Here is an 11,734-nt window from a genome sequence, read left to right as displayed (position 1 = left end):
TATGGAGGACTGTATGGATAATTTTATAGATGAACTGAATGAACAGCAAAGGGAGGCAGTGACCACCACAGAAGGGTATGTGCGCATAATTGCGGGAGCGGGAACCGGCAAGACAAAGGCGCTCACATACAGATATGCGTATCTGGTGGATGAGCTTGGAATATCCACATCGAATATACTGTGTGTCACATTTACAAATAAAGCGGCGAGGGAGATGAGCAAGCGTATCAGACAGATGATCGGGGACAGTGATACGGGATACATCTGTACATTTCACGGCTTCTGTGTGAAGCTTCTGAGGGAGGATATCCATGTCATCAATTATCCTCAGAACTTCGTGGTGATGGACAGCGAGGACACGGAGGAGATACTCAAAACTGTGTACGAGAATGCCCATATACAGTCGAGAACATATACATTTGACATGGCCAGGGATCACATATCGGCTATGAAGAACGAGATGCAGCATATCGCATATTTGGCGGACATAAGCAACGACAGACTGCTGGCGGATTATGAGAACGCCTCAGACATTCCTGAAAAAGTATTTCTGGGATACCTGTACGAACAGAAGAAGGTGTATGGACTTGACTATGATGATCTCATAACCATTGCGCTCCACATCCTCAGAACTGATGCGGAGAAATGCCGCAAATGGCAGGAACGCATGATGTATGTCATGGTGGACGAGTTTCAGGATGTCAGCGGTAACCAGTATGCGCTGGCGGAGATACTCAGCGGTTATCACAGGAATCTGTTCATCGTGGGCGATCCGGATCAGACCATATATACGTGGCGCGGGGCAAGGATAGAGTACATACTGGAATTCGACAAGAACCATGAGAATACACAGACCATATTCCTCGACACGAATTATCGTTCAACTCCTGACATACTGGCGGTGTCCAACTCACTGATCGAGAAGAACAGGAACAGACTGCCCCACAGGCTTGTGGCTGTGAAGCCGTCTGAGGCACGCCCTCTGTACGTACATTCCAGGACCACCGGGGATGAAGCCCAGTGGGTGACAAATGAGATAAAAAGACTGGTTGAGGCGGGCACAAAGTACAGTGACATAGCCGTTTTGTACAGGTCACATTTCGTGTCGAGAAGCATAGAGGAAGCATTTATCAAGACAAAGATCCCGTATATCCTCTACAGCGGAACGGAGTTCTACAAACGCAAGGAGATAAAGGATGTGCTGGCATATCTCAGGATGGTGGCATACGCGGATGATCTGTCATTTCGCAGGGTGATAAATGAACCAAAGCGGAACTTTGGCAAAAAGAGAATGTCGATGCTGAAGTCGTACTGTGAGACTCACAGATGCTCACTGTACAGCGGTCTTCAGGATCTTCTGGAGGAGAAGACTGTTAAGTCGACAGGTGCTTCAGCCTTTGTCGATATCATAGAAAATTTCAGGAAGACATACAAGGAGAAAAGTCTGTCTGACCTTGTGACGGAGCTCATGGCCGCCACGGGCTACGAGGCGATGCTCAGACAGGCGGGCGAACAGGAAAGGCTGGACAACCTGGCAGAGCTGAAGCAGTCGATAGACGAATATGAGAAGAACTCCGGTGAGGAGAATACGCTGGAGGAATATCTTCAGAGCATAGCTCTCTACACGAACAATGACAGGGAGAAGGACAAGGATTCTGTGACGATGATGACCATACACACCGCAAAGGGCCTGGAGTTCCCATATGTGTTCGTGTGCGGTGTAAATGAAGGCATATTCCCAAGCAAGCATGTGGATACTGAGGCGATGCTCGAGGAGGAACGTCGCATGGCATACGTGGCATGTACCAGAGCGGAGCGCGGCCTGTACATCAGCGATGCCGAGGGGCTGAACTACGATGATTCTTTCAGATACCCGTCCCGGTTCATCTTCAACATAGACCGGGAAGCAATCGACTACGTGAACGAGCTCCCGCAGCGCCTTGTCGACGACACCAAGAGCTACATAGCCGCAAATGAGAGCCGCTATATGCCGCTGGACACCGAGCTAAAGCCCGGAGACAGGGTGAGACACAAGGTGTTCGGCGAGGGCACGATAACCGGTATCAGGGGAGATATAGGGTGCTATGTGGTTAAGTTTGATAGGGTGGAGACGGAGAGAAATTTGAAGATTGGGGTGGGGCTTGAGAAGATTGGAAATCTATAAAGATTTTGATGGTGAGACGAGTATAGTATGAAGAATACTAGTGTAAATATAGAAAGTAATACTTGACACAATCAGAGGTAGAAAAGTAATATAATACTGTAGATTTGGCATATAAATGTTAGCTGTGCGGGTTAAATAACCTATAGAAATTTCTACTGTTGTAGATCCATTAGTACAATCCGTCTTGCACTTAGATGAGTACCCAAGTGTGAGTTATAGTATGTGTATATAAAAAAAGAGTAGAGGTATGTTAAGTGCCTTGAAATAAATTTCTACTGTGGTAGATTTAGTTAATGTAAAAAGTTTAACGCTGAATATGGCGTTATTCTTTTTTACTCAGATTAAATTCGAAATTACATTAACTAATAAAATTAGTGACAAACTCGTTGATGTATGTTATTATGTTATCATATTATATAGATTGATTTTAAGGGAGGAGTTATATGGTAGGTAATAAAATATCAAATTCGTTTGATTCGTTTACTGGAATCAACGCATTAAGTAAAACGTTAAGAAATGAGTTAATTCCATCAGATTATACTAAGAGACATATTGCTGAGAGTGATTTTATTGCGGCTGATACAAACAAAAATGAAGATCAGTATGTAGCAAAAGAAATGATGGATGATTATTATCGCGATTTTATAAGTAAGGTTCTAGATAATTTACATGATATAGAATGGAAAAATTTGTTTGAATTAATGCATAAAGCGAAAATAGATAAAAGTGATGCAACTTCAAAAGAGTTGATAAAAATTCAGGATATGCTTCGTAAAAAAATAGGAAAAAAATTCTCTCAAGATCCTGAATATAAAGTCATGCTCAGTGCTGGTATGATAACAAAGATTTTACCAAAATATATATTGGAGAAATATGAAACTGATAGAGAAGACAGATTAGAAGCAATAAAAAGATTTTACGGATTCACAGTTTATTTTAAAGAATTTTGGGCAAGTAGACAAAATGTATTTTCTGATAAGGCAATAGCGTCATCTATATCATATAGAATCATACACGAGAATGCCAAAATATATATGGATAACCTGGATGCTTATAATAGAATAAAACAGATTGCTTGTGAAGAAATTGAGAAGATTGAAGAAGAGGCATATGATTTTCTGCAAGGTGACCAGTTAGATGTGGTATATACCGAAGAAGCATATGGACGATTTATATCCCAGAGTGGAATAGATTTATATAATAATATATGTGGGGTTATTAATGCTCATATGAATTTATATTGCCAGAGCAAAAAATGCTCCAGATCAAAGTTTAAAATGCAAAAATTACATAAACAGATTTTATGTAAAGCAGAAACCGGGTTTGAAATTCCATTAGGCTTTCAAGATGATGCGCAAGTGATAAATGCGATTAATTCATTTAATGCTCTAATAAAAGAAAAAAATATTATATCACGTCTCAGAACTATAGGGAAAAGCATATCTTTATATGACGTAAATAAGATATATATTTCATCTAAAGCGTTCGAGAATGTCTCTGTATACATTGATCATAAATGGGATGTGATAGCTTCAAGCTTGTATAAGTATTTCTCGGAAATTGTCAAAGGAAATAAAGACAACAGGGAAGAAAAGATTCAGAAGGAAATTAAGAAAGTAAAGAGCTGTAGTCTGGGTGATTTGCAGAGACTGGTTAATTCATATTATAAAATAGATAGCACATGTTTGGAGCATGAAGTAACTGAATTTGTTACTAAAATAATAGATGAGATAGATAACTTTCAAATTACGGATTTTAAATTTAACGACAAAATTAGCTTGATTCAAAATGAACAGATTGTCATGGATATAAAAACATATCTTGATAAATATATGAGTATTTATCATTGGATGAAATCGTTTGTGATTGATGAGCTAGTTGATAAGGATATGGAGTTTTATTCAGAACTTGATGAACTTAATGAGGATATGTCGGAAATTGTGAATTTATATAACAAAGTGCGTAACTATGTTACACAGAAGCCTTATAGTCAGGAAAAGATAAAATTGAACTTCGGATCACCGACTCTTGCCGATGGATGGTCGAAATCAAAGGAATTTGATAACAATGCTATTATATTGATTCGTGATGAAAAAATATATTTGGCAATATTTAACCCAAGAAATAAACCAGCTAAGACTGTTATATCAGGACACGATGTTTGCAATTCTGAAACAGATTATAAGAAAATGAATTATTATTTGCTCCCTGGGGCAAGTAAGACTTTACCACATGTGTTTATTAAGTCTAGATTGTGGAATGAATCACATGGAATACCTGATGAAATATTGCGGGGATATGAGTTGGGTAAACACTTGAAATCATCGGTAAATTTTGATGTAGAATTCTGCTGGAAGCTAATTGATTATTATAAAGAATGTATAAGCTGTTATCCAAATTATAAGGCGTATAATTTTAAATTTGCTGATACAGAATCGTACAATGATATATCAGAATTCTATAGAGAAGTGGAGTGTCAGGGATATAAGATTGACTGGACATATATAAGTTCAGAAGATGTAGAACAACTTGATCGTGATGGTCAAATATATCTGTTTCAAATCTATAATAAAGACTTTGCACCGAATAGTAAAGGAATGGATAATCTTCATACGAAGTACCTCAAAAATATATTTAGCGAAGACAATCTTAAAAACATAGTTATAAAATTGAACGGAGAGGCAGAATTATTTTATAGAAAATCAAGTGTCAAGAAAAAAGTAGAACATAAAAAGGGTACGATTTTAGTCAATAAAACATATAAGGTTGAGGATAACACTGAAAACAGTAAAGAAAAAAGAGTTATTATTGAATCAGTACCAGATGATTGCTATATGGAACTTGTTGATTATTGGAGAAATGGTGGTATCGGAATTCTTTCAGACAAAGCTGTTCAATATAAGGACAAAGTATCTCATTATGAAGCTACTATGGATATAGTCAAGGATCGCAGGTATACAGTAGATAAGTTTTTTATACATTTGCCTATAACTATCAATTTCAAAGCAGATGGAAGAATTAATATAAATGAAAAGGTACTCAAGTATATAGCGGAAAATGATGAGCTTCATGTGATTGGAATTGATAGAGGAGAAAGAAATCTCCTTTATGTGTCAGTAATTAATAAAAAGGGAAAGATTGTTGAGCAGAAGTCTTTCAATATGATAGAAAGCTATGAAACTGTAACAAATATAGTTAGAAGATATAATTATAAAGACAAACTGGTCAACAAAGAAAGTGCCCGGACAGATGCGAGAAAAAATTGGAAAGAAATTGGAAAGATAAAAGAAATAAAAGAGGGATACTTGTCACAGGTAATTCATGAAATATCGAAGATGGTGTTGAAATATAATGCAATCATTGTTATGGAAGATCTAAATTATGGATTTAAACGAGGTAGGTTTAGGGTTGAACGTCAGGTATACCAGAAATTTGAGAATATGTTGATATCTAAACTGGCATACTTGGTAGATAAAAGTCGAAAAGCCGATGAACCAGGAGGTGTACTAAGAGGGTATCAGCTTACGTATATTCCAGATTCTTTAGAGAAACTTGGTAGCCAGTGTGGAATCATATTCTATGTACCTGCTGCGTATACATCTAAGATTGATCCGTTAACAGGCTTTGTAAATGTATTCAATTTTAGAGAATATTCTAATTTTGAAACAAAATTGGATTTTGTTAGATCATTAGACAGTATACGATATGATACAGAGAAGAAATTGTTTTCAATATCATTTGATTATGACAACTTTAAAACACATAATACCACTCTGGCAAAAACGAAGTGGGTTATATATTTACGAGGCGAGCGTATAAAAAAGGAACATACATCTTACGGGTGGAAGGATGATGTTTGGAATGTGGAAAGTAGAATTAAAGACTTGTTTGACAGTTCACATATGAAATACGATGATGGACATAATTTAATTGAAGATATTCTTGAATTAGAATCGAGTGTACAGAAGAAGCTGATCAATGAATTGATAGAAATAATAAGGTTGACTGTTCAACTTCGTAACAGTAAGTCAGAGAGATACGATAGGACAGAAGCTGAATACGACAGAATAGTATCGCCAGTTATGGATGAAAATGGACGGTTTTATGATTCGGAAAATTATATTTTCAATGAAGAAACAGAGTTACCAAAGGATGCAGATGCTAATGGTGCATATTGCATTGCATTAAAAGGTCTGTACAATGTCATAGCCATAAAGAATAACTGGAAAGAAGGAGAGAAATTCAACAGAAAATTGTTAAGTCTAAATAATTATAACTGGTTCGATTTTATACAAAATAGAAGGTTTTAAGAATGGATGATATCATATTAATATCAACTCTAAATGATTTTATATTTTGTCCGGTGTCAATATACTTTCATGGGCTTTATGGTTATTCAGATATACTGACGTATCAGTCGAAATCACAACTGAATGGCACTAAGGCTCATGAAACTGTTGATCATGGTAATTATTCAACAAGAAAAGAAATACTAACAGGAATAGATGTATATTCGGAGAAATATCGTATAATTGGTAAAATTGATGTATATGATTCAAGAAAAAGAATGCTGATAGAGAGAAAAAAGCATGTGAATAAGATTTATGACGGATATGTATTTCAATTATATGGGCAGTACTATTCAATGGTGGAGATGGGGTATACTGTGGATTTTTTAAAAATTCACAGCATAGATGATAATAAGAATTATAATATTGCTTTGCCAGAGAATGATTTAGAGATGAAGCAGAAATTTGAAAATTTGATATGTACTATGAGAACTTTTGATATGAATGGATTTGTTCAAGACAATGCTCAGAAATGCTCTAATTGTATATATGAAGATGCTTGTGACAGGTCGGCAAGTAGAGGTGACTAAGTATGTTAAGTGCTAATGATTTCAGCAAGAAACAAATTATTTTTATGTTTCCCAAGGAAGGCGATAAACTTACGTTTTCTAATGACAATATTGTAGTAAAGGACAAAGCAGGGAAGACTAAATATCAATCAACATGTTATAGATTGTTTATGTTGTGTATAGTAGGAAATATATCAATAACAAGTGGGCTTATACAACGGAGTAAGAAGTTTGGATTTTCGATTTGCTTAATGAGTATGACATTTAAGGTGTATGAGGTTATAGGTGCAAGAATGGAGGGAAATACCTTATTAAGAAAGCATCAATATACTTATGAAGGTACTGAGATAGGTATAAGAATTGAGAAAAACAAAATAATTAATCAATCAGAGGCGTTGAGAAAAATAAGAGTAAAGAATCAATATATTAAAGAAGGAATTGCTTTATTGGATAGTTTGTCGGACTCTTTGTGCGAAAATATGGATTATTTGACAGTGATGGGGATAGAAGGGAATGCAGCAAAAGTGTATTTCCCAAGAATGTTTGATAATGTTAATTGGAATGGTAGAAAACCCCGAATAAAGAATGATTACATAAATGTTACACTGGATATAGCATATACTATGTTATTCAATATCGTTGATGCGATGTTGCAAGTGTATGGATTTGACACTTATTATGGGGTATTCCATAAATGCTTTTATATGAGGAAATCTCTTGTATGTGATCTGATGGAGCCGATGAGGCCTATAGTGGATTATGCAATACGAAAAGCAATTAATTTAGGACAGTGCAAAAAAGAAGATTTCGATTTATATGGCAGTAGATGGTATTTGCAGATGAAATATAATGCTACATATATACAGTTTATTATGGCAGCGATACTCGATTACAAGGACGATATATTCTTATACATACAAAAATATTATAGATTTTTTATGAAAATGAAAAGTGTAGAACAGTTTCCTAGTTTCGAGTTACATTAGATGGGAGCGAATATGGTTATAGTTAGTTATGATATATCAGATGATAAACTTAGGACAAAGTTTTCAAAGTATTTATCACGATTTGGACATAGATTGCAGTATTCGGTATTTGAAATTGACAATAGTCAGAGAATAATAGAGAATATAGTTACAGATATAAGCAATAAGTTTGAAAAAAGTTTTACTCAGGAGGATAGTGTTATGATATTTAAAATGTCCTCAAATTGTGAGGTGTTAAGATTTGGGTATGCCAAAAATGACGAAAAGGATTTTATTGTTATTCAATAATGCAAACCTTGGTCTTTATAATCAATAATAAATAGGTTACTTAATATATATGGGTAAAATAAATAAAAAAATAATCAAATATGATGGTTACAAGACAGAAAATTGTGTAAAAACACAAAAATGGGGTTAAGTAACCTATAGTAATTTCTACTGTTGTAGATGGATATTTAGAAATTGTTTAAGTCGAAGTTAAGTAACCTATAGTAATTTCTACTGTTGTAGATCGTGCAATAATTGATACATCTTTGCCCGGTTAAGTAACCTATAGTAATTTCTACTGTTGTAGATCACACAGCAATCTATAAACCCAGCTAAGTTAAGTAACCTATAGTAATTTCTACTGTTGTAGATAAGGCAAAGGCAGAGTATCGGAGGAAGTTAAGTAACCTATAGTAATTTCTACTGTTGTAGATTGAAATGTATAGACGGTACCGTACGGGGTAAGTAACCTATAGTAATTTCTACTGTTGTAGATGAATTGGATATTTTGCTATATGCGCCGTTAAGTAACCTATAGTAATTTCTACTGTTGTAGATTAATATAATAAATAAAAACAAGGAGGTAGGTTAAGTAACCTATAGTAATTTCTACTGTTGTAGATTCGACCGTTCTTTCTCCTTCGTGGCTGGTTAAGTAACCTATAGTAATTTCTACTGTTGTAGATCACGAATTTCTTATGACATTTTCCCCACGGTTAAGTAACCTATAGTAATTTCTACTGTTGTAGATTATAGCTCCATGCCTCTCCCTGCGGTGGGTTAAGTAACCTATAGTAATTTCTACTGTTGTAGATTTTATGCCAGTTGCAAAATCAATATTTGGTTAAGTAACCTATAGTAATTTCTACTGTTGTAGATAAATTGAAGTTGTGGGCTGGGGTCCAGGGTTAAGTAACCTATAGTAATTTCTACTGTTGTAGATTGGAACATGTTCACGCATATAGCACTTGGTTAAGTAACCTATAGTAATTTCTACTGTTGTAGATAAGAAACTGTTCGAGGAAGAGACGGCAAAGTTAAGTAACCTATAGTAATTTCTACTGTTGTAGATACGAATACAAAAATAAGGAGAGTGATTATGTTAAGTAACCTATAGTAATTTCTACTGTTGTAGATCTGTACATTCAGTTTCCCAATAACAATGTTAAGTAACCTATAGTAATTTCTACTGTTGTAGATATGACTATTATACTCATTTTGCGGAATGTTAAGTAACCTATAGTAATTTCTACTGTTGTAGATTACAAGAGGATATTTGTGATCCACTAGTGTTAAGTAACCTATAGTAATTTCTACTGTTGTAGATTTTAGAAAGTCCCTCTCTAGCTCTGATGTTAAGTAACCTATAGTAATTTCTACTGTTGTAGATTTGATCCAAAGAAGGGTGAAACAGCCGTTAAGTAACCTATAGTAATTTCTACTATTAGTAGATATGGATATATAGTGGAATCGTTGGGGAATAAAACAATAGATTTCACAAGTTATAATAAAGCGTTAATGAATAATATTGCTGCATAACAAGGAGAAGTAATTGATCTTAAATGTAAATAAATTTATATAGGGGAAGCGATGGGCAAAAGAAAAAATAGAAAGTATGGCAACAAGCAAAGTGATGTCAAGAAGGATAGGGAAAAAGACATTGAACTTTACGCTGAAGCACTATATTTGGCTTTGAAAAAATATGATGAAGAAAGTAAAGCAAATTCATATAATATCATTAAAGATACAGACGAAAAAGAAAAGTCTAGACAAGTAAGAACCACGTTAAGAATAGTTTTTCTGCCATTCTTGAGTAATAAAAAAATAATAACACAGGGGAAAATATATATATAATTACTTGGTTGTATTGTCTCTATTGTAATTAGCTTACTTGGATGGATAATTTGGCTTGCAGGTATACTGGTGATTATAGCCAGTTCTGTAAATATAAATAATATAGGACTATTCCGTACGATAATATTTGTATTTATGGGAATAGTCTTGCTTGTAATAGGAGGAAGTACAATTTTTGCTGGTAGAAAATTTGAAGAAGAGACTGATAGTACAGATATATATGCTTATACGTCAAGCATAATTGCTTTATTGAGTTTTATATTAGCAATTATAGCATTAGTTATTTCGTATAGATAAGTTGGTATAAGACGATGTAAGAAAATAACTAAGAATGTAATGAAGAATGATACTGATATGTTGAAGCCTGGAAAGGTAAGATTTTAATGAGAAAGCGAATTTATGAGATAATAGAGATTGCAAATGATGATGACAAGTTAAGCGCACTATACGATATGTTTATGATGATTGTGATATGTGCAAGTATCATCCCTCTGTGTTTTAAAGAACAGAATAATTATTTGAACATAATTGATAAGGTTACAGTTACTATATTTGTTATTGATTATCTTTTGAGATGGTTTACAGCAGACTTTAAACTTTCGAAGTATAAGTATCGAGCCTTTGTTATTTATCCGTTTTCACCTATGGCGATTATTGATTTGTTATCTATTTTGCCATCTGTAACTATTCTGAACTCTGGGTTTAGACTATTCAAATTATTTAGGTTGATACGAACCTTCCGTATATTGAGGTTTGTGAGATATTCCAAAAGTATTAGAATAATAGTTGAAGTCCTGAAGAAAGAAAGGAGCATTTTGATGGCTGTGTGTTATTTGGCATTTGGGTACATAATAGTATCAGGACTTATTATGTTTCAGGTCGAGCCAGAAAGTTTTAATTCGCTGTTTGATGCATTATATTGGTCGACCACTGCACTTACTACTGTAGGCTACGGTGATATATACCCGGTTACTGTATTTGGAAAGCTGGTAAGTATGGTATCATCTATAGTCGGTATAGCAGTAGTGGCGTTACCGGCAGGAGTTATAACTGGTGGTTATATTGACGTGATAAAAAGTGAAAAAGATAACGATTGAGACCTGTTGTAGGAGGACTTACCCATGCACATATACATAGACGCCGACGCCTGTCCCGTAGTAGGCATAGCAGAAGACATAGCAACAAAATATAACATCCCGATAACGCTTCTCTGCGATACGAACCATGTCCTCACATCTGATTACAGTGAGGTTATCGTGGTTGGGGCCGGGGCGGATGCTGTGGATTACAAGCTGATAAGCATTTGTCACAGGGGCGACATAGTGGTTACGCAGGATTATGGCGTGGCTGCGATGGCACTGGGAAAAGGTGCATTTGCGATACACCAATCGGGCAAATGGTATACAAATGAGAATATCGATCAGATGCTTATGGAGAGACATTTGAATAAAAAGGCGAGAAGGGCATCGAGCAGGAACCATATCAAAGGGCCGAGGAAGAGGACAGAAGAGGATGACCAGAGATTTGCGGAGTCATTTGAGAAGCTGCTGCGGAAGGCAAATAATCTGTAGATACATATGAAGGTGGAGGGGGATTCGAACCCTC

At 35.3% G+C, this 11,734-nt stretch carries 8 protein-coding genes and 1 CRISPR repeat array; all 8 genes read left to right on the top strand.

The window, feature by feature from the left end:
* The first annotated feature begins 13 nt into the window (after nt 1–13).
* A complete protein-coding gene (locus tag DWX57_RS04710; protein WP_165852756.1) occupies nt 14–2,164 on the top strand; it encodes an ATP-dependent helicase in 2,151 nt (716 codons plus the stop codon).
* 443 nt (nt 2,165–2,607) lie between these two features.
* Nucleotides 2,608–6,474, top strand: a complete 3,867-nt coding sequence (gene cas12a, locus DWX57_RS04705) for a type V CRISPR-associated protein Cas12a/Cpf1 (RefSeq protein ID WP_120123115.1) — start codon at nt 2,608–2,610, stop codon at nt 6,472–6,474.
* 2 nt (nt 6,475–6,476) lie between these two features.
* Complete coding sequence (gene cas4, locus DWX57_RS04700) at nt 6,477–7,043, top strand: type V CRISPR-associated protein Cas4 (RefSeq protein WP_117874293.1); 567 nt, start codon at nt 6,477–6,479, stop codon at nt 7,041–7,043.
* Nucleotides 7,044–7,045: 2 nt separating this feature from the next.
* Complete coding sequence (gene cas1 / locus DWX57_RS04695; RefSeq protein WP_120123114.1) at nt 7,046–8,008, top strand: type V CRISPR-associated endonuclease Cas1; 963 nt, start codon at nt 7,046–7,048, stop codon at nt 8,006–8,008.
* 12 nt (nt 8,009–8,020) lie between these two features.
* Nucleotides 8,021–8,296, top strand: a complete 276-nt coding sequence (gene cas2 / locus DWX57_RS04690; protein ID WP_117874291.1) for a CRISPR-associated endonuclease Cas2 — start codon at nt 8,021–8,023, stop codon at nt 8,294–8,296.
* Between the two features lie 124 nt (nt 8,297–8,420).
* A CRISPR array of direct repeats spans nt 8,421–9,665; the repeat unit is 37 nt; unit sequence GGTTAAGTAACCTATAGTAATTTCTACTGTTGTAGAT.
* Between the two features lie 200 nt (nt 9,666–9,865).
* Complete coding sequence (locus tag DWX57_RS04685) at nt 9,866–10,129, top strand: hypothetical protein (protein ID WP_120123113.1); 264 nt, start codon at nt 9,866–9,868, stop codon at nt 10,127–10,129.
* A 383-nt stretch (nt 10,130–10,512) separates the two neighbouring features.
* The gene (locus DWX57_RS04680; RefSeq protein ID WP_120123112.1) at nt 10,513–11,226 is read left to right on the top strand and encodes an ion transporter; all 714 of its coding nucleotides are present in this window, start codon (nt 10,513–10,515) and stop codon (nt 11,224–11,226) included.
* A gap of 24 nt (nt 11,227–11,250) precedes the next feature.
* Entirely contained in the window at nt 11,251–11,700 is a 450-nt protein-coding gene (locus DWX57_RS04675) for a YaiI/YqxD family protein (protein WP_120123111.1), read from the top strand.
* Nucleotides 11,701–11,734: the final 34 nt, after the last annotated feature.

Origin of the sequence: Coprococcus sp. AF19-8AC, from assembly GCF_003603115.1 — a bacterium.
GTDB classification, from domain to species: domain Bacteria; phylum Bacillota; class Clostridia; order Lachnospirales; family Lachnospiraceae; genus Coprococcus; species Coprococcus aceti.
This window is presented reverse-complemented; position numbering and strand designations above follow the sequence as displayed.